At 72.2% G+C, this 18,804-nt stretch carries 14 protein-coding genes; 8 read left to right on the plus strand and 6 right to left on the minus strand.

Features of this window, described 5'->3' with window-relative positions; all coding sequences use genetic code 11:
* Positions 1 to 93 precede the first annotated feature (93 nt).
* Entirely contained in the window at positions 94 to 1,629 is a 1,536-nt protein-coding gene (locus AB0F52_RS12915) for an alpha-L-arabinofuranosidase B (RefSeq protein ID WP_360168832.1), read from the minus strand.
* A gap of 444 nt (positions 1,630 to 2,073) precedes the next feature.
* Here AB0F52_RS12915 and AB0F52_RS12920 point away from each other — a divergent pair, with 444 nt between their 5' ends.
* Genes AB0F52_RS12920 through AB0F52_RS12930 form a run of 3 tightly spaced genes read left to right on the plus strand, consistent with a single transcriptional unit; the run spans position 2,074 to position 5,231 of the window.
* Positions 2,074 to 3,531: an FAD-dependent monooxygenase gene (locus AB0F52_RS12920; RefSeq protein WP_360169570.1), complete on the plus strand. Its 1,458-nt coding sequence runs from the start codon at positions 2,074 to 2,076 to the stop codon at positions 3,529 to 3,531.
* Entirely contained in the window at positions 3,528 to 4,604 is a 1,077-nt protein-coding gene (locus tag AB0F52_RS12925) for a hypothetical protein (RefSeq protein WP_360168835.1), read from the plus strand. Before AB0F52_RS12920 ends, AB0F52_RS12925 begins: the two co-directional genes overlap by 4 nt.
* Positions 4,605 to 4,631: 27 nt before the next feature.
* Positions 4,632 to 5,231, plus strand: a complete 600-nt coding sequence (locus AB0F52_RS12930; protein WP_360168838.1) for a TetR/AcrR family transcriptional regulator — start codon at positions 4,632 to 4,634, stop codon at positions 5,229 to 5,231.
* Between the two features lie 174 nt (positions 5,232 to 5,405).
* Here the strand turns inward: AB0F52_RS12930 and AB0F52_RS12935 are convergent, their stop codons facing one another.
* The 3 genes from AB0F52_RS12935 to AB0F52_RS12945 form a co-directional block, all read right to left on the minus strand.
* Positions 5,406 to 5,819 (minus strand): Lsr2 family protein, encoded by a 414-nt coding sequence (locus AB0F52_RS12935; RefSeq protein ID WP_360168841.1) that lies wholly within the window; start codon positions 5,817 to 5,819, stop codon positions 5,406 to 5,408.
* A gap of 247 nt (positions 5,820 to 6,066) precedes the next feature.
* Entirely contained in the window at positions 6,067 to 6,252 is a 186-nt protein-coding gene (locus AB0F52_RS12940; protein WP_103335481.1) for a hypothetical protein, read from the minus strand.
* Between the two features lie 553 nt (positions 6,253 to 6,805).
* A complete protein-coding gene (locus AB0F52_RS12945; RefSeq protein ID WP_360168844.1) occupies positions 6,806 to 7,483 on the minus strand; it encodes an HU family DNA-binding protein in 678 nt (225 codons plus the stop codon).
* A gap of 643 nt (positions 7,484 to 8,126) precedes the next feature.
* On the opposite strand from AB0F52_RS12945, the gene AB0F52_RS12950 reads away from it, so the two are divergent.
* From AB0F52_RS12950 to AB0F52_RS12970, 5 genes are all read left to right on the plus strand, one after another.
* Positions 8,127 to 9,869, plus strand: coding sequence for an ATP-binding protein (locus AB0F52_RS12950; RefSeq protein ID WP_360168847.1), 1,743 nt, complete (start codon positions 8,127 to 8,129; stop codon positions 9,867 to 9,869).
* Between the two features lie 35 nt (positions 9,870 to 9,904).
* The gene (locus tag AB0F52_RS12955; protein WP_360168850.1) at positions 9,905 to 11,065 is read left to right on the plus strand and encodes an exonuclease SbcCD subunit D; all 1,161 of its coding nucleotides are present in this window, start codon (positions 9,905 to 9,907) and stop codon (positions 11,063 to 11,065) included.
* 1 nt (position 11,066) lies between these two features.
* Positions 11,067 to 14,531: an SMC family ATPase gene (locus tag AB0F52_RS12960; RefSeq protein WP_360168853.1), complete on the plus strand. Its 3,465-nt coding sequence runs from the start codon at positions 11,067 to 11,069 to the stop codon at positions 14,529 to 14,531.
* A complete protein-coding gene (locus AB0F52_RS12965; RefSeq protein ID WP_360168856.1) occupies positions 14,528 to 15,505 on the plus strand; it encodes a hypothetical protein in 978 nt (325 codons plus the stop codon). The genes AB0F52_RS12960 and AB0F52_RS12965 overlap by 4 nt, the downstream gene beginning before the upstream one ends.
* Before the next feature lie 301 nt (positions 15,506 to 15,806).
* A complete protein-coding gene (locus AB0F52_RS12970; protein ID WP_360168859.1) occupies positions 15,807 to 17,861 on the plus strand; it encodes a glycoside hydrolase family 3 C-terminal domain-containing protein in 2,055 nt (684 codons plus the stop codon).
* 4 nt (positions 17,862 to 17,865) lie between these two features.
* On the opposite strand, the gene AB0F52_RS12975 is transcribed toward AB0F52_RS12970, so the two are convergent.
* Positions 17,866 to 18,444, minus strand: coding sequence for a hypothetical protein (locus AB0F52_RS12975; protein ID WP_360168862.1), 579 nt, complete (start codon positions 18,442 to 18,444; stop codon positions 17,866 to 17,868).
* 53 nt (positions 18,445 to 18,497) lie between these two features.
* Positions 18,498 to 18,752: a hypothetical protein gene (locus tag AB0F52_RS12980; RefSeq protein ID WP_360168865.1), complete on the minus strand. Its 255-nt coding sequence runs from the start codon at positions 18,750 to 18,752 to the stop codon at positions 18,498 to 18,500.
* Positions 18,753 to 18,804: the final 52 nt, after the last annotated feature.

The following is an 18,804-nucleotide window of genomic DNA, read 5'->3' on the forward strand; positions in this document are numbered from 1 at the left end:
TGTCGCAGGCGGGGACTACCCCTGCGGGCGGGGCGGGAAACGCCGGATCCGCGGAACCGCACGGGGGGACGGTTCCGCGGATCCGGACGCCGGCTACGGCGCCCAGGGGGCGTTGACGGCCCAGCTGACGTCGTCGGCCCAGGAGGCCGTGGCGTCGAAGGTGTCGGGCCCGCCGTTGCTCGCGATGTACACCGTGTTGTTGTAGTGGCGGAGGAAGCGGTCCGGGTAGTTGAACGAGGCGAAGGACGTGCCCTGGCCGTTCTTCCCGGCCTGCGGGCAGAACGTCGCGTCCGCGCGGAAGGCCGCGCTGCCGTCCATGGGCCGGCGCAGCAGCTGGTAGTTGTAGTGGCGCAGGAAGTCACCCGGGTAGTTGCGCGACTCGAACGACACGCACGACGGGTTCGCCAGGCCGCGGCGCACGATCCAGGACGCGTCGTTCTTGTCCAGGGCCGGGCTGCCCGAGCTCACCACCGACGTGACGGCGTCGTCGAACTGGTGCCGGATGTACCGCGTGGTGCAGCACGCCGTCGTGGCGCGCAGCGAGATCGTCGAGCCGGGGTTCAGCGTGCCGCCGGCCACCGGGCTCGGGCCGCCGTAACCCACCGAGACGACGTTGGCCTGCACGGCGTTGTCGGCCGCGTCGGTCGGCAGCCCGCTGGTCATCACGCCCTCGAAGAACGAGCCGGTCGAGCCGTTGCTGTTGTCACCGCCGGTGCCGAGGACGATCGATCCCTCCTGCTGCATCGGCGAATACCCGGGCTGGGCCGGTTCCGGTCCGGCGTAGCGCGTGGCGAGGCCGCCGGACTGGGCGTTGCCGTCCTTCGTGGCGAAGAAGTTCTGCCCGTCGTTCTTCAGTAGCGCGGTGACGAACGGCGCGGCGTTGCCGGTGTAGGAGCTGTTCTTGCTCGGCCCGGCGTCGGACTGGAACAGGCCGTTCTCCAGGTCGGCCTGCACCCACGGGCCTTGGCCGACGCACGGCGAGAACCAGCACTCGGTGCCGAAGTTGATCGCGTCCATGTGGCCGTTGCCGGTGTCGGCGATGGACACCTCGGCGTTGCCGTAGTCGAAGCAGCACCGATTGTTGACGTGGGTTCCGGACGTCACCATGTACATGCCTTCGGCCTGGCCGTTCACGGCGACGCCCGAAGCCGAGGTGTGCCGGTAGCCCATGCGGCCGGAGAACGACGCGCCGTACACCGCGTGGCCGCCCGCGGTCACGGGCAGCGCGTCCGCGGGCACGCCGGAGTTCGCGGGCCCCGCGGCCCCGGCGGGTTCGATGAACAGGTCGTTGTGCCGGGGCGACTGGTCGTAGATGACGGTGATGACGCACGTCGTGCCGGCGCAGAAGGAGTCCTGCGTGGCTGCGTTGGCGTACCCACCGGCGGCCAGCAGCCCGACGTTGGCGACGGCGCCGTCGGACGCCCGCTTCAGCTGGTAGAGCGGGCCGTTGTAGGACGAGTACAGCGCGCGGGTGGTGCTGTGCGCGGCGACGCAGGCGGTGCCCGCGGCGCCGTAGATGTCGCACGGCAGGGACGTGGCCGCCTCGGCGGCTTGACCGGCGTTCAGGACGGTGGCGGCGAGCGCCAGTGCCCCGCCGGCCAGGAGAGAAGCAGTTCTCCGAGCGAACATGAAAAGCTCTCCGTTTCGAGGGGTGGGGACCGGGAAAAACGCAGGGCGAAACGATTCCGTGACGTCGGCGTGCAGAATCGTCCGGGCGTCCGGAATGCGGGGGAAAGACGAGGGTGGATCGGTCGGCCGGGCCTGTGATCAGGAGCGGAGCGAGGGCTCAGGGCGAACCGGCGACGATGGGCAGCATGAAAACCTCCCTGCGGCGCTGCAAGGTGTTAGCGCTAACATTTGTGCTGGAGAGAGCTTAGACGGTGAGTTCCGCGTTTGGCAACCGAAGTCGTCGAATCGTCGATCGGCCTTCCGTGGCCGAAGCCGAGCGCATTCGGAAATCCGCGGCGAATCGGGCAAGTGTGTCCACTGTGGACGTCGAACGGGGCTTGACACCCGCCGGTGGTCATTCATACATTCGGTGTCTCTTTGTATGAATGACGGGAGTTGATCCGCATGCGGCTCGGCAAGACCGCCGTCGTCCTCGGAGGCAGTGCCGCCGGTCTCTGCGCGGCCGGCGCGCTCGCCCCGCACTTCGACCGCGTACTGGTGCTGGAACGCGACGAACTGCCCGACGGGGCCGAGCACCGCCGCGGCGTACCGCAGAGCAAGCACCCCCACTTCCTGCTCAACTCGGGCCGGCGGGCGATCGGCGCGCTGTTCCCCGGCTTCGAAGACGACCTCATCGCGGCGGGCGGGCTGCTGCTGATGCCGTCCATGGACGCCGCCTACCTCGACGGGCCGGGCTGGTCGGCGCGCAAGCGCAGTGCCATGACGATGGTCTACGGCTCGCGGATCCTCATCGAGCGCGTGCTGCGGGACAAGGTGCGGGAGCTGGCCAACGTCGTCGTCCGCGAAGGGGTCGCGGTGCGCGGCCTGACGACCGCGGACGGGGAGATCACCGGCGTCGGCTTCACCGCGGCCGACGGCGAGGAGCACGTCGACGCCGACTTCGTCGTGGACGCCATGGGCCGCGGGTCCCCGGTCGCCGGCTGGCTGGCGGCGGCCGGCTGGCCCGAGCCGGACGTGCAGACGCTGGACGCCAAGGTCACCTACACCTCGCGCTGGTACGACCTGCCCGCCGAACGCCCCGCGTCCTGGTGGTGGCGGCACCTGGTGATCATGCCGACGCCGGACAAGGGCGAGCACCCCGCCGAGCACGAGTTCCTGGTCAACTTCTTCCCGATCGAAGGCAACCGCGTCATCGCCTGCATGGGTTCGTGGGGACTGGAGATGCCCAGCACCACCGACGCGTTCGTCGAGACCGCGCGCCGGGTGCGGACGCCGTTGTTCGCCGACGCCATGGACCGGTGCGCCCCCGCCTCACCGGTCCACCTCACCCGCTCGACCGGCAACAAGTGGCGGCGCTACGACCGCCTGCGCACCCCGCCGCGGCGGCTGGCCTTCGTCGGCGACTCGATCTGCGCGTTCAACCCCTTCTACGCCCAGGGCATCAGTTCCGCGTCGGCTTCGGCCCTGCTGCTGCGCGAGCACCTGTCCCGCGCCGGACGGCTCGACGCGAGGTTCACCGCCCGCTTCCTTGCCGCGCAACGCGGATTGCTGCGCGTGCCGTGGCGCCTGGCGATGGCCAGGGACCAGGGCTACGCGTGCGCGGTGGGCACCGAACAGCTGCCGGAGTGGCGGCGGCGCATCGTCGCGGCCATGTCGGCCCCGGCGTTCAGCCTCGTCGTCGGAGCGGCCCGCGAGGACGAAGTGGTCGACGAGCACTTCGCCAAGGTGTTCAACCTGGACGAGTCGCTGGGGCAGATGCTGCGCAACCCGCGGGTGCTCGCGGGCCTGGTGCGCTACCGCGTCCGCGCGGCGCTGGGCCGGCACCGCGTCCCGTTCGGGTTCGACCCCCAGACCGAACCACCGGCCACGGACTACTCGGCGGCGACGGCGACCGCGCGATGAGCACGGCGTGCGGGCCGGACGCCGAAGCCGTCACGCGCGGTCTCGGCTTCGACTGCCACGCCGTGTCGCCGGTGGTTTCGGTCCGGCCGCCGTGGGCGCTTGCCCACTGGACGATGCCGCTACTGGAACTGCTCATCGTCGGCGGCGCGGTGTTCGCCCTGGTGCACGCGCTGCGCCGGCGCCGCGAGGGTGATCCGGTGAACCTGGCGCTGTGGTGTGCTTCGCTGGTCTACCTCTTCGTCACCGAGCCGCCGCTGTACTTCCCGGAGTGGTTTGGGCTCGACCGGCTGTACGGCTTCATCTTCGCCCACAACCGGTTCACCGTGCAGTTCATGGCGGACCGGTTGCCGCTCTACATCGTGGCGTTCTACCCGGCGTTCAGTCAGCTCGCCTACGAGGTCGTGCGCTCGCTGGGGCTCTTCCGGCGCGGTGCGCTGCGGGGATCGGTGGCCGTGGCCTTCGTCTGCCAGGTGTTCTACGAAGTCTTCGACCACCTCGGCCCGCAGCTGAAGTGGTGGGCCTGGAACCCGGCCAACGCGATCGTCAACCGGCCGGCGCTGGCGTCGGTGCCGTTGAACAGCATGCTGCTGTTCGCTTCCGTTTCGATGGCCGCCATGACCTACCTCGTCGTGCGCCTGACCGGCGGTCCGCCGCGGCGCAGGCTGGTGTGGCGGACGCTGCTGGCCGGCGTCCTGACCCCGCCGACCATGGCGATCGCCGGGATCCCGTCGAGCTTCGCCGGCGAGAACGCAGACGCGCGGGCGTGGATCCTCGGCGTCGAGCTGGGCCTGCTGTGGGTGGTGGGCGGGTGGATCGTCGTGGCGCACCTGCGTTCCGGGGAACCGCGCGAGCCCCTGTCGGCCTTCACGCGGTGCTATCCGGCTCTTTACCTGGGCGGGATGGCGGTGTTCTGGCTGGGGACCCTGCCGGCTCACCTGGCCGCGAAGGACGGCGTCACCGCGGACGGCACCCCGATCGGCAGCGGGTGGTACGCGCTCGCCTGCTTCGCCGGAGCCGGGCTCCTGCTGCTCGCGCTGTACCGGCGGCGGGACCGCGCCCCTGCCCCCGCCTGAGCGACCGTTCTCGGGGAAGATGGCGGCATGGGGCACCACGGATGGCAGGGCAACCCGCCCGGCACCGAAGACGAGGCACGCCGCCGGATCGTCGAAGCGGCGACGGCGTGCCTCGACCGGGCCGGGCTGGCCAAGACGAGCCTCTCCGACGTCGCCGCCGAGGCGGGCGTCACCCGGCAGACCGTGTACCGCTACTTCCCGGGCCTCAAGGACATCCTGCGGGCCGTCGCGCTGGCCGGGGTCGAGGAGTTCGCCGGGCGGATGGAGCGGCACCTGGCCACGTTCGGCACCGCGGCCGAAGCCGCGGTGGAATCCGTGGTGTTCGCCGTCCGGACGCTCCCCGGGGAGCCGCACATGGGCCTGCTCCTGCAGGCGGGCGAAGCGGACTTCTTCACCGACGGCGTCATTTCGCCGCTGGCGTTTTCGTACGGCGCGCGGATCCTCCGCAACCTGCCGGTCGACTGGGCGGCCGCCGGTATCGCGACCGACGAGGACCTCCGGGGCCTCGCCGAAGTCCTGATGCGGCTGTTCCTGTCGTTCCTGCAGTACCCCTCGACACCGCCGCTCGCCGACGACGAGCTGCGTGCCCTGGTCCGCCGCTGGATCGGACCCGCGCTGCGCGGGTGAGGGCCCGGCGGGTTTCCGGAAACCGTGCGCTGAATGCGCTGACAATTCATGACAACGCGGGCAGTGTGATGCCTCCCACGCCCGCCGGGAATGCCGACGGCGGTGGCCAGGGTGTTCAGCCCTCGCCACCGCCGCTGCGGTGATCTCTCCCCAGTGATCTCCCGGCCACCTCGTTTACTTCTTGGCGGCGGCGACCTTCTTGCGCGGCGCCCGCTTGCGCGGCGCCGCGACGGGCGCCTCGGCCTCTTCGACCTGGGCCTGCTCGTAGGCGGCGATCACCTCGGAGGACAGCCGGCCCCGCTCGGAGACCTCGTAGCCGTTCGCGTTGGCCCAGGCGCGGATCTGCTGGTTGCGCTCGCGGTCGGTGGTGCTGGTCGTGGTCGACTGCCCGGTGGCGACGCGGACCTTGCGGCCGCCGATGCGCCGGCCGGCCGCGATGAAGCGGGCCAGTTCGTCGCGCAGGGCGCCGGCGTTCTCGTCCGAAAGGTCGATTTCGTAGGTGACGCCGTCGAGGCCGAACTGAACGGTCTGGGCAGCGGTGCTGCCGTCGATGTCGTCCAGGATCTCGACGAGGACTTTCTGGGCCACGGGAATGCTCCTCAGCTGGATGTGCGTCCGGGGGAACGCGACGTGTGACAAGTTGCACAATGGTCGGCGTTCTTCGGTCGAGTGTATCCACCCGAGGAGACCTACGGCAATTTCCTCCCCGATACCCGGAACGGCGGCGGCCCGGGGTGGTCCTGATAGGACCGGCCACCGCCGTTCCGGACGGGTCGCGGCTTTCGCCCGGCGACGGCGGCGCGGCGGCAATACCGGCGGAAATGCCGCCGGGAATCTACGTTCCGGACGGCGTGGAGCCCTGCTCGCCGTGGTGGTAGGGCGGATCCGTCTCGAGCGCCTCGTCGGCGGCCCCTTCGGCGGGATCGGCCAGGTGGGCCTCCGCGGCGGCTTCTTTCGCCTCTTTGATGAGCTCCCGGCTGTGGGCGAGGTCCGCTTCGGGCCGGTTTTCGTTCTCCGTCATCGCGGCTCCTTGCCGTCGGATTGCGTTCTCTGCCGGACGGCTACCCGCGAAGGCCCGAACGCAACCGTCGGGGGCCGGGGGTGGAAAGGGCCGCGGGCGTTCACCCCAACGAGTGGCCGGGGTGAATTGTTCGGCGGCCGGCGGGGGATCGGGTGAGTGGTGACCGGGACCGGTTCCGTGGTGCGGGAGGGCGGGGAATTGCGGCGGCGGTTCCGTGGCCGATGTCCTGTGTGGTGGCGTTGGCGGCCGCTTGGGCGAGATCCGCGTCCGGGGCGTGGGCGATGGACGACGTTCAAGCCGCCGGAGAGTGGGCGAGGCGGATCGACAGTGGGGGAAGGCCGAGCCCCGCGCGGCAAGCTGTGAGCGGCGATCTCAGCCTGGTTTGCGCGCGAACGGCCGGCTCCGGCCCGTGAGGATCGCCGGGCGTCCTCGGTGCGAGGGGACATCCCGCCCCGACCTGGAACCGCCCGGCGTGCCCTTCACTCGCCCCCGGAACGCCGGAAGGGCCCCGCACCAGGCAGGTGCGGGGCCCTTCCGATCGTCGCCAGGGGTGTTACTTCTTCTTGGCGGCGGAGGTGCGCTTGGCCGGTGCCTTGGCAGCGGCCGGCTTCTTGGCCGCGGCGGTCTTGGTCGCGGCCGGCTTGGCGGCGGCGGTCTTGGCCCGCGTGGTGGTCGCCTTCGCCGTGGTGGCCTTGGCCGCCGTGGTCTTGGCGGCGGTCTTCGGGGCCGCCTTGGTGGCGGTGGTGGTGGCCTTGGCGGCCGGCTTCGCCGCGGTGGCGCGGGTCCGCGTGGTGGTCGAGCGCGTGGTGGCCGGCTTGGCCGCCGCCGCACGGGTGGTGCGGGTCGTCGTCGCCTTGGCCGGCGCGGCGGCCGCGGCGGTCTTGGTGGCCGTCGCCCGCGTGCTGGTGGTGGCGGCGGTGGCGCGCTTGACCGGGGTCGCCTTCGGGAGCTTCTTCGAGCCGGAGATGACGTCCTTGAAGGTCGTGCCGGCGCGGAACGCGGGCACGTTGGTCTTCTTGACGCGGACGGCCTCACCGGTGCGCGGGTTGCGGGCGGTGCGAGCGGCGCGAGCGCGCTTCTCGAACACCCCGAAGCCGGTGATGTTGACCTTTTCGCCCTTGTTGACCGTCCGGATGATGATGTCCACCAGACCGTCAACGGCCTGCGAAGCCACCTTCTTGTCGCCCAGGCGCTCCGACAGCGCCTCGATCAGCTGGGCCTTGTTCGTCATTCCAGTCCTCCATAGTGGAACTACTAGTCACGGCCCATCTCGGCCGACACTGCACACGGTATTACCAATACCGCACAAAATCCAACCGGGGGTCGAAATATTTCCTTGTACGGGGGCGGGTTCCGCCTCCGGAGAGCCCTGGTCCGGAGGCTGCCCGGTGCGCGGCCCGGACTCCCGCCATGCCCCTGAACAGGCAAAACCCGGTGGGGGAGCCGTCCACAGTGGTCGTCCATATAGGACCCGAGGCCCTTCCGGAGAACTTTTTCCGCGACACGCCGGTGCGGGGTGTCGCGGCGTGTGTCCGAGCCCACCCGGGCCCGATCCCGCGCAACGGCGGGGGATCGAGGGCCTCCCGCCGGGCCCTCCGGCGCCGCTTCGCCGTGGAGCCAGGCGGAAGCGGCGCCCGTAACGCCGCGGCCGTCCGGCGCGACCCCCGGGCACGGCGGTGCGCCGCAACCGGGTACGCCCCCGGGAATGCCTGTGGCGGGGACGAAAGGCACTCCCCGGAGGGTGAGCTCACTCGTTCGGCGCAGTCGTGGCCTGCGGCGACGCCGGTGGCGGCAACGCCGTGTTGGGCGGGGGACTGTCGGTCCGGCGGGCTAGTCTGCCGCGGGAGGAAGCGCCGGGTGAGACAGGGAGAACCGTGGACCAGGAGACGCTCACCACCGTGGTCGGCCGGGTGGCCGGCACCGAGGACTCGACGCCGCTGCAGTTCTGCGTGGCCATCGATCCGGACGCCTATCTGCAGCTCGACGACGTCGTCGTGACCCGGCGGGAACTCCCGGGGCTCGGCGAAGTCACCTCTTACGGCGTCGTGACGCAGGTGAGCGCGCGGCACGAGGGCGCCAGCTTCGGCAGCGACGTCTTCCTGATCTCCGACGGGGTCCTGCCCGCCCAGGTGCAGGAGATCGCCGAGATCGCCACCACCCGCGTCGAGCCCGAATGCTACGTGCCGCCGCGGCCGGGGGCGGTCGTGTCCCGTGCCGTGGGAGAGGATCGCGCACAGGCGCTGTACTTCGACAACATGACCCGCCAGGTGGCGGTCGGCCTGGGCCGGGACGGCGAACCCGTCTACCTCAACATGGACTTCCTCGACGGCACCCGCGGCGCGCACGTCAGCATCAGCGGGGTCTCCGGCGTGGCCACCAAGACGTCGTTCGCGTTGTTCCTGCTGCACTCGATCTTCCGCGGCGGCGCCCTGCCCAACGCCCACAACGCCAAGGCCCTCGTCTTCTCGGTCAAGGGCGAGGACCTGCTGTTCCTCGACACCCCGAACGTCCACCTCGACGAGAAGCTCAAGGCCGAGTACGCCAAGCTCGGCCTGCCCGCCGAGCCCTTCGCGTCGACCGGGTTCTACGCACCGCCGACGCCGTCGGACACCACGGGCAAGCCGCACGTGACCGGGCGGACCTCGGGCGTCGGCGCGTTCTGGTGGACCATCGCGGAGTTCTGCGCCAAGGACTTGCTGCCCTACGTCTTCGCCGACGCCGAGGACGAGCGCAACCAGTACACGATGGTCATCCACCAGGTCGCGAACCGCCTGCGGCTGGACAGCACCCCGGCGGGCAAGGACGGCGCCGCGAACGTCGACGGCGTCCTGTGCCGCACCTACGCCGAGCTCGTCGACGTCGTCTGCGACCGCGTCACCGACGAGGAAACCCGCGCGAGCTGGGCGGGTGCGGTCACCGGCGCGGGCACGGTCAACGCCTTCATCCGCCGCCTGCGCTCGAGCCAGCGCGCGCTGTCCGGCCTCGTCCGCGGCGACCTCGCCGACCACCCCGCGCGCCAGTTGTCCACGGAGAACCAGCAGGTGACCGTGGTGGACATCCACAACCTCGTCGAGCGCGCGCAGCGGTTCGTCGTCGGCGTGACGCTCGCCGCGGAGACCGCGCGCAAGGAGGCGGCCGGTCCGGGCGGGCTGTTGTTCACCATGCTGGACGAGCTGAACAAGTACGCGCCGCGGGAAGGCAGCAGCCCGATCAAGGAGGTGCTGCTGGACATCGCCGAACGCGGCCGCTCCCTCGGCGTCATCCTGATCGGCGCGCAGCAGACCGCCAGCGAGGTCGAGCGCCGGATCGTCAGCAACAGCTCGGTCCGCATCGTCGGCCGCCTCGACGCCGCCGAGGCTTCGCGGCCCGAGTACGGCTTCCTCCCGGCCAGCCAGCGGGTCCGGGCGACGCTCGCCACGCCGGGCACGATGTTCGTGAGCCAGCCGGAGATCCCGGTGCCGATCGCCGTCGGCTTCCCGTTCCCCGCCTGGGCCACGCGGCTTTCCGAAGCCGGGACGATCCCCACGACCACAGCCACCTCGAAGAAGAGCGATCCCTTCGCCGGGCTGCCCACGCGCGGCAGCGACCCCTTCGGCGACGACCCGCCGCCGTTCTGAGCCGGCTGCCCACCACCCGAACGGAAGGATGAAGGGTGAAGTTCCTGCACACCTCCGACTGGCACATCGGCAAGACGCTCAAGGGGCGCAACCGCCTCGACGAGCAGCGGGCCGTGCTCGGCGAGATCGTCCGGATCGCGCGGGACGGGCAGTTCGACGCGATCCTCGTCGCGGGTGACCTCTACGAGACGTCGGCGCCGTCGGCGGCCGCGCAGGAACTCGTGGTGCGGGCGCTGATGGCGCTGCGCGAAACCGGTGCCGAGGTGCTGGCCATCGCCGGGAACCACGACCACGCCGCGACGTTCGAGGCGTACCGCCCGTTGCTCAAGGCCGCGGGCATCCAGCTCACCGGCGATCCCCGCCCGGTCCACGACGGCGGCGTCGTCTCGTTCGACGCGCGTTCGACGGGCGAGCGCGTCAACGTCGCCGTGCTGCCCTTCCTTTCCCAGCGCTACGCGGTCCGCGCCGCCGAACTGCTCGCGGGGACCCCGGCGGACAACGCCGGCGAGTACGACCAGCGCGTGCGCGACATCCTGGAGCACCTCAAGTCCGGGTTCACCCCCGGCGCGGTGAACCTCGTCATGGCGCACCTGACGGTGACCGGCGGGACGATGGGCGGCGGGGAACGCGCGGCGCAGTCCATCTTCGAGTACCACGTGCCCGCCACGGCGTTCGGCGCCGACCCGCACTACGTGGCGCTGGGCCACCTGCACCGCCGCCAGTCGCTGCCCGCCGCGTGCCCGGTGCACTACAGCGGTTCGCCGTTCGCGGTCGACTTCGGCGAGCAGGACAACACCAGCGTCGTGCTGTCGGTGGAGGTGAGTCCGGCCACGCCGGCGAAGATCACCGACATCCCGTTGACGGCCGGGCGGAAGCTGCGGACGGTCCACGGCACGGTGGCGGAACTGATCGCCCGCGCGGGGGAGTTCGGCGAGGACTACCTCCGCGTCTACCTCCGCGAAGCGACCAGGGCCGGGCTGCGGGAGGAGATCCAGGAAGCCCTGCCGAACGCCCTGGAAATCCGCATCGACCCGGAGTTCGCCGCGCCGGTGACGACCTCGGGCGGCGACCGCGCGATCGCGGACCGTTCGCCCGGCGAGCTGTTCGCGAGCTACTGCGCGGAGCGAACCGTCGAGGACAAGCGCGTGCAGGCGCTCTTCGCGCGGCTGCACGACGAAGAGACGAGCGGGGTGTGACATGCGGCCAGTGCTGCTGGAGATGACCGGCTTCGCGTCCTTCCGCGAGAAGACCGAAGTCAGCTTCGAAGACACCGATTACTTCGCGCTCGTCGGGCCGACCGGCGCGGGCAAGAGCACGGTCATCGACGCGCTCACCTTCGCGTTGTACGGCTCGGTCGCCCGGTGGGACCACGAAGGCCTCGTCGCGCCCGCGCTGGCCCCGACGGTGAACCGCGCCACCGTGCGGCTGGTCTTCGACGCCGGTGGCGCGCGCTACCACGTCGTGCGGGAAGTCCGGCGCAGCGGCGGCAAGAAACCCACGGTCAGCGTCAAGAACGTCCGCCTGGAACGGCTGATCGACCCGGCCGCGACGGGCGGGCCGGAGGACGACGCCGACGCCGTTGCCGCGGACTCCGAAGTGACCCCGGCGGTCGAACGCCTGCTCGGGTTGACGTTCAAGCACTTCTGCACCTGTGTGGCGCTGCCCCAGGGCGACTTCGCGGAGTTCCTGCACGCGAAGGCCGCCGACCGGCAGAAGATCCTCATCAAGCTGCTGGGCCTGGAGGTCTACGAGCGGATCGGCCGCCGGGCCGGGGTGACGGCGGAGCAGCAGAAGCAGCGTGCCGCCGTCCTCACCGAACAGCTCGGCAGCTACGCCGACGCCACCGAAGAAGCCGTCGCGGAGCTGGCGGCGCGGACGACGGCGCTCGCGGAGCTGGACGCGCGGGTGACCGCGGCCCTGCCGGGGTTGAACGACGCCACCCGGGCGCACGACGAGGCCCGGCAACGCGTCGGCACGCTCACGGCGGAGCTGAAAGTCCTCGACGCCGTGGAACGCCCGGACGGCGTCGAAGACCTCGAAACCCGGCGTCGCGACGCGGCGGACGCGGTCACGACCGCCCGGGGCGCGTTGGAGACGGCGGAAACGGCCGACGAAGCCGCCCGTGCCGCCCTCGCCGCGGCGCCCGCGCGCGGTGAACTGGAACGGATCCGCGCCGACCGCACCGAGCTCGAGGCGACCGAGACGGCCCTCCCGCGGCTCGAAGAAGCGGCGAAAACGGCGTTGCGGACCAAGGACGCCGCCGCCGTCGCGGTCACCGAAGCCCTCACCGTCGTCGAGAAGGCCCGGCAGAACCGGGACTCGACGGCCCGCGCCGCGGAGGACGCCGCCGCCGAAGCCGGGCGGGCCCGTCAGGACCGCGACCGGCTGGCCGGGCTGCGGCCGCCCGCGGATCTCGGGGACCTGTCGGCGGATTCGGCGCGCGTGGCGAAGCGCACGGAGGCCGCGGCCGCCCGCCTGAGCACGGCCGAGGCCGCCGACGCCGAAGCGCGGGCGGCGCTGGCCGCCCAGCCGGACGTCGCGCCACTCGCCTCGGCCCGCTCCGATGCCCGCACGCTGTATGCGGTGTGCGAGGCGCAGCGGAAGGCCGCCCCCGAACAGGCCGCACGCCGGACGGAACTCGAAGCGGTGCGAAGCACCTTCGCCCGCACGGACGCCGAAGTGACGGCGGCGAAGACCGCGGTGACCGAGGCGGAACGGGCCGGGCAGGCGCTGAGCTTGCGGGCCGGCCTCGCCGTCGGGCACCCGTGCCCGGTGTGCGAGCAGGAAGTCACGGCGCTGCCCGACGCCGGTGGGCACGCCCACCTGGCCGAGGCCCGGGACCGCCTCGAGCGCGCCGAGCGCGAGCGCGCCGCCGCCGAAGCCGCCGTGCGCAAGCTGGAACGGACCGTCGACCGCGACGCCGACTCGGCCGCGTCGGCGGCCGCCCAGGCGGAGGAACTGCGCGTGGTGCTGGCCGAGGTGGCCGGGCCGCCGGAATCGGCCGTGCTGCTGCGGCCGGTCGAGGCTGCTTTCTCCGAGCGGGATTACGCGGACCTCGTCGCCGCCGTGCGCGAGCGGGGCGAGTGGCTGTCGAAGACGATCGACGGCCGCGCCCGCCTCGCCGAGACCGCGAACGCCGCCGACAGGGAACTGGCCGCGGCTCGCGCCGAACGCGCGGCGGCGCAGCACGAGGCCGACGCCGTCGAGAAGTCCTTCGCGGCGGCCAGGGAAGCGCTGCGGGCCGCGCGTGACCCCCTGGTGGAGCTGGGCGCGCCGGCCATCGACGGCGACGACGTCCCGGCGGGCTGGCAGCGGCTGACCGCGTGGGCGGCTTCGGCCCTGGCGGACCGGCGGACGGCACTGGCCGCGCTCGAAGCGGCCGCCGAAGCCAGGGGCAAGGAAGCCGTCGTCGCGGCGGACGACCTCGCCGCCGCCGAGCGGAACGCCGAGGAGCGGCGGAAGCGGGCCGTCGACGCGGGCTTGGCCGAACAGTCGGCGGCCACCGAATTCGCCATCGCCCGGCGGCGCCGCGGTGAACTGGCCACGGCGCTCGACGGCGCGCCGTCCGCTGCCGTCGTCACCGAGGAACTGGCGAAGGTCGCTTCTCTGGAAAAAGCCGCGAAGCAAGCGGACGCGGATCTGCGCACCGCCCGGGTGGCCGCGAAACGCGCTACGGATGCCCAAGCGGGCATCGGCGCCCAAGTCGACGCCGAGCGGCAGCGGTTGTCGCGCGCACGGGACCCGCTGGTCGGCCTGGGTGCTCCGCCGATCGACGGCTTTTCGGGGGTCCGGGTGGCGGAGCCCCCGGCCCGGGGCGAAGCCCCGGTTGTCACAGACGGCGAGAGCCTCCTCGAAGCCTGGACCACGCTCACGGATTGGGCCGCCGGCCAGGCGAAAGCCCACCGCGAGCTGCTGGCCGTCGCGAAGACCGCCGAAGGCGAAGCCGCCGAAGCGTTGCAAGCGGCCGAACGCGCGGTCGCCGGCGACGTCGCCGCGCTCGGGGTGGCCGTGCCGGAGGGACCGGTGCGCGACCGCGTCCCGGTCGCCGTCGCGGCCGCCCGGGCGCGCGCCGAAGCCGACCACACCGACATGAAACGGCGCGTGGCGCGGGTGGCCGGGCTGCACGAAGACATCGCGGCGGCGGAGTCCGACGCCCAGGTCGCCCGGCTGCTCGCGGATCTGCTGCGCTCGGACAAGTTCCCGCGCTGGCTGATCGCCGGGGCGCTCGACACGCTGGTCGCGGAGGCGTCGGCGTCGCTGCTGGAACTGTCCGGCGGCCAGTTCGAGCTGACCCACGACAAGGGCGACTTCCTGGTGGTGGACCACAACGAGGCCGACGCCCGGCGCCCGGTGAAGACACTGTCGGGCGGCGAGACGTTCCAGGCGTCGCTCGCCCTGGCGCTGGCGCTGTCCTCGCAGCTGGGCGCGATGGCCGCGGAAGGTGCGACGCGGCTGGAGTCGATCTTCCTCGACGAGGGCTTCGGGACGCTGGACGAGGCCACCCTCGACGTCGTGGCGTCCACTTTGGAGAACCTCGCCGCGTCCGGCTCCCGGATGGTCGGGGTGATCACGCACGTGCCGGCGCTCGCCGAGCGCGTCCCGGTGCGGTTCCTGGTCACCCGGGACGGCACCGGCTCGCACATCGCCAGGGAGGGCGCATGACCGCGGTGGCCGGGATGAACTTCAGCATCGACGCCTGGGACCCGGGCTACGGCAGCTCGATGGAGGCCGAGGACCTCGGCCGCTCGCAGGCCGAGGTCGAGCTCGACGTCGAGGTCCCGGAGGCCGAGTGGGCGCCGATCGACCCTTCGCCGGTTTCGCCGCCCGAGGCCGTGCTGTTCGTCGACGGCGTCCGGCGGATCGACGCGCGCGTCTGGATCGACGACCCGGCCGGCACGAACTCGGCGTCCATCGGGATCTGCGCGTCCTACGCGGCCGGGGTCGTGTGCTGCTGCGAGGGCCAGGCGCACGTCGTCGGCACCGACGTCCGGCGGGGGCTGTTCACCGTCGCCCCGCGGGCGGACGACATCGCCACCCCGGCCGGGACGTACACGGCGTACCGCGCGGCGGCCAAGGAGGACAAGCCGCTGCCGGTGGTGCTGTCGTCGGCGTTGCAGGAGCAGCTGGCCGAAACCGAGCTGGAGACGGCGATCCGGGCGCGCACGGCGATCGACGGCCACGTGCGCGGCGACCTGCTGGTCGTGGACGGCCCGCTGCGCGGCCGGGCGCACCTCGACCGGGCCGTCGGGTTCATCAAGAGCCACCAGACGACGTACCTGCCCGGTGAGCTCAACGCGATGGTCGGCCGGCTCGGCCCGCACCAGCGCACGCCGGTGTTCCTGATGGGCACGACGTGGGTCCGGCACTCGTGGTACCTGCGGCTGCCCTCGGCCGGCGGGCCGCCGTGGTCCGGGGTCGTGCGGGTGGAGGCGGCGCCGCACCTCGGGCGCGAGCAGGTCGCCGAGCTGGCGAACGTCACCCAGTCGGTACTGGGGCGGTTCGCGTCGGTTCCCTACAAGGACTCGCGGGCGCCGCAGAACCTCTACCCGATCGCGGGGCTGGAGCGCGACCTGCGGCACCGGCTCGGCGACCAGCAGTTCGTGTACCGGGCGCTGCGCCTGGCCGCGGCCCGCTGACGCCGGTCCCCGGGACGCCCTCGAGAGTCCTCTGTGGAGGGTCAGGCGACGACCGGCCCCAGGGCTGCGCTCCCGCCGGGCCGGCAGCGCGAGCGTCGTCAGGTTCGTGGCCATTAGGCCGATCAGGGTCTCTTGACCATGGTCGACCCCCTCTCGCCGGTGGTCCTTCCGCGCTTGAGCCGGGGAAATGGCCAGGTTCAGGGTAGGTTCAAGGATGTGAACGACAATCGAGTCTATGTTTACTAGTCACATATGAGTTAGCTTGTTCGCCGTTGGTCCCGTCAGCGGCGAGGGAGACTCGATGCGCACCGGCCCGTTCGTTCTTGTTGCGGTTCTGGGGTTGTCACTGGTGGCCCCGGCGGCCGCCGAGGCACAGCCCTGGCGAGACGTCCGCCAGTCACCCGACCGCCGGGCCGCCGCACTCGTCGCGGCGATGACCCTCGACGAGAAGATCTCGCAGCTGCACCTGCAGCCCGACGCCGAGCACCAGCGGTTCGTGCCACCGATCCCCCGGCTGGGCGTGCCGGGGTTCCGCATCGCCAACGGTCCGGCGGGCATGGGCCCGGCCGACGACAAACCGCAGAAGCCGGCGACCGCGCTCCCGGCCACGATGGCGCTGGCGTCGACCTTCGACACCGACGCCGCCCGCCGGTACGGCCGGCTGATCGGCAGTGAAACCCGGGCGCTCGCGCACAACGTGTCCGAAGGGCCCGACATCAACATGGCCCGCGTCCCGCGCAACGGCCGGACGTTCGAGGGCATGGGGGAGGACCCGGTGCTCGCCGGCGCGCTGGCCGCCGCCGACATCCGCGGGATCCAGGAGAACGGCACCATCGCCGAGGTCAAGCACTACGCGGCGAACAACCAGGAGACCGACCGGCACGGGGTCGACGAGCACATCGACGAGCGGACGCTCAACGAGATCTACCTGCCGCACTTCGAGCAGGCGGTGACCGAAGGGCACGCGGGCTCGGTGATGTGCGCGTACCCGAAGATCAACGGCGTGTTCACGTGCGAGAACCCGGCGCTGCTGCAGGACAAGCTGCGCGGCGACTGGGGGTTCAAGGGGTTCGTCCAGTCGGACTGGGGTGCCGCGCACAGCACCGTGGGGTCGGCGAACGCGGGTATGAACCTCGAAATGATCGACGGCACCTGGTACGGCGAGAAGATGAAGCAGGCCGTGCTGGCCGGGCAGGTGAGCGAGCAGCGCGTCGACGAGCTGCTGCTGCCGCGGTTCCGCACGATGTTCGCCTTCGGCCAGTTCGACCACCTGCCGGTGCTCACCCCGCTCCCGGCCGCGCGGCACGACGCCGCCGCGAAGGAGTTCGCCGAACGCGGCATGGTGCTGCTGCGCAACGAGCACGCCCAGCTCCCGCTCGATCCCGCGGTGAAGTCGATCGCCCTCATCGGGCCGTTCGCCACCAAGGCCAAGACCGGCGGCGGGGGCAGCTCGGCCGTCATCCCGACGTCCACAGTGGACCCGCTGCCGGGCCTGCGGCAGCGCGTCCCGGGGGCCGCGGTCACCCTGGACGACGGCAGTGACGTGGCGCGCGCGGCCGCGCTGGCCCGGACCGCCGACGTCAGCGTGGTGATGGTCGGGGACAACGAGGCCGAAGGCAAGGACCGGCCGAGCCTGGCCCTGGACGGCACCCAGGACGCCCTGGTGGCCGCCGTCGCCGAGGCCAACCCGCACACCGTGGTCGTGGTGAAGAGCGGTGGCCCGGTGCTCATGCCGTGGGCGTCGCGCGTGCCCGCGATCCTCCAGGCGTGGTACCCCGGCCAGCAGGACGGCGCGGCGGTGGCGGCCGTGCTCTTCGGCGACGTCAACCCGTCCGCGAAGCTGCCGATCACGTTCCCCGCGGCGGACGCCGACACGCCGGCGAACACCCCGGCGCAGTTCCCCGGCGTCAACGGCGTCGCGACGTACTCGGAGGGCCTGCAGATCGGCTACCGGTGGTTCGACGCGCAGGGGCGTGCGCCGCTGTTCCCGTTCGGCCACGGCCTGTCGTACACGACGTTCGCCTACTCCGGCCTGTCGGTGCGCAACACCGGCGACGGCGCCACGGCGACGTTCACGCTGCGGAACACCGGGAACCGGGCGGGCGCCGAGGTCGCCCAGCTGTACGTGGGCTTCCCGTCGGCCGCGGGCGAGCCGCCGCGCCAGCTCAAGGGCTTCGAGCGGGTGTCACTGGCGCCGGGGCAGGCCCAGCGCGTGACGATCCGGCTGGACGCGCGCGACTTCTCGGTCTGGGACACGGCGACCCACGCGTGGCAGCCGGCGCGCGGCGCGTTCACCGTGTCCGTCGGCGGCTCGTCGCGGTCCCTGCCGCTGCAGGTTCCGCTCGTGCGGCGGTGAGGTCTCAGGCCTTGCAGCCGGGTGCGGTGGCGGCGGCGAGCATCAGCTCCGGGGACGCCGCCATCGCGCCGACCGGGTCGTAGGTGCCGTCGACGTCCTGCTGAGCCTGGAAAAGGGCTTGGCCGGCCCGGTCCTGGGCCGCCGTGTTGTCCGGCTTCGCGCGGTCGAGCTCGTCCTTCGCCCCGGCGGCGCGGTCGCGGGCCTTCGTGAACTTCGTGACGAAGGCCTGGCGGACGGTGTCGCCGAGCGGCACGGGCGCGGGCGGCAGCGCGGCGAGCTTGTCGGCCGTCTCGCCGGTGCGGGCCGCGATGCCGCCCAGTGTCGCGCTGAGCGCCTTCTTCGACTCGGCGATCGACGTGGGCGTCGGCTGCTGGGGGTCGGCTTCCCGGTTGGTGCGCTCCCGGTAGCCGTGGACGGCGGAGCAGAAGCCGTCCGTCCAGCGCACGGCGGCCGGATCCGCGGCCGGCGCGGACGTGACGGACTCGACCGGCCTGAGGTTCTGGGACGCCGGGGCCCCGGCCGGCGTGGTCCCGCACGCGGACAACAGCAGGCCGGCGCCGAGCAGAACAGCAGTCACCTTCATGGATGCCCTCTCGCGTTTGCCGGGTACACGCGCGAGCGGGCCGGAAGGTTGAGTCAGGCGGCGGCGAGGGTGTCGCCCACCGCCCGGAGGCCTTCGGCGGTGAGCTCGGCCCGCGTCCACTGCCCGACGGCGACGACCCGCACGGGCCGGATCAGGCCGGCCCGGGCCAGCTGGTGCGCGGTCGCCTGGTCGCAACACGGCAGGCCGTCGACCCGCAGGTCGGGTTCACAGCTGCAGGTGAGTTCGGCCCGCCCGGCCCCGACGGCCCGCAGCATCGCCATCGCCCGGCGATTCAGTTCGGCGTTCATGGTGGTCATCCCCCTCTGGTGGTGCTGACAGAGAGGAGACGTGGCCGCCGTC

The organism is Amycolatopsis sp. NPDC024027 (assembly GCF_040638975.1).
GTDB lineage: Bacteria > Actinomycetota > Actinomycetes > Mycobacteriales > Pseudonocardiaceae > Amycolatopsis.

Excerpts from the sequence above, each read along its gene's own strand:
- AB0F52_RS12915 (WP_360168832.1), bottom strand. The coding sequence starts at position 1,629 with ATGTTCGCTCGGAGAACTGCTTCTCTCCTGGCCGGCGGGGCACTGGCG.
- AB0F52_RS12920 (WP_360169570.1), top strand. The coding sequence starts at position 2,074 with ATGCGGCTCGGCAAGACCGCCGTCGTCCTCGGAGGCAGTGCCGCCGGT.
- AB0F52_RS12925 (WP_360168835.1), top strand. The coding sequence starts at position 3,528 with ATGAGCACGGCGTGCGGGCCGGACGCCGAAGCCGTCACGCGCGGTCTC.
- AB0F52_RS12930 (WP_360168838.1), top strand. The coding sequence starts at position 4,632 with ATGGGGCACCACGGATGGCAGGGCAACCCGCCCGGCACCGAAGACGAG.
- AB0F52_RS12940 (WP_103335481.1), bottom strand. The coding sequence starts at position 6,252 with ATGACGGAGAACGAAAACCGGCCCGAAGCGGACCTCGCCCACAGCCGG.
- AB0F52_RS12945 (WP_360168844.1), bottom strand. The coding sequence starts at position 7,483 with ATGACGAACAAGGCCCAGCTGATCGAGGCGCTGTCGGAGCGCCTGGGC.
- AB0F52_RS12960 (WP_360168853.1), top strand. The coding sequence starts at position 11,067 with ATGCGGCCAGTGCTGCTGGAGATGACCGGCTTCGCGTCCTTCCGCGAG.
- AB0F52_RS12965 (WP_360168856.1), top strand. The coding sequence starts at position 14,528 with ATGACCGCGGTGGCCGGGATGAACTTCAGCATCGACGCCTGGGACCCG.
- AB0F52_RS12970 (WP_360168859.1), top strand. The coding sequence starts at position 15,807 with ATGCGCACCGGCCCGTTCGTTCTTGTTGCGGTTCTGGGGTTGTCACTG.
- AB0F52_RS12975 (WP_360168862.1), bottom strand. The coding sequence starts at position 18,444 with ATGAAGGTGACTGCTGTTCTGCTCGGCGCCGGCCTGCTGTTGTCCGCG.
- AB0F52_RS12980 (WP_360168865.1), bottom strand. The coding sequence starts at position 18,752 with ATGAACGCCGAACTGAATCGCCGGGCGATGGCGATGCTGCGGGCCGTC.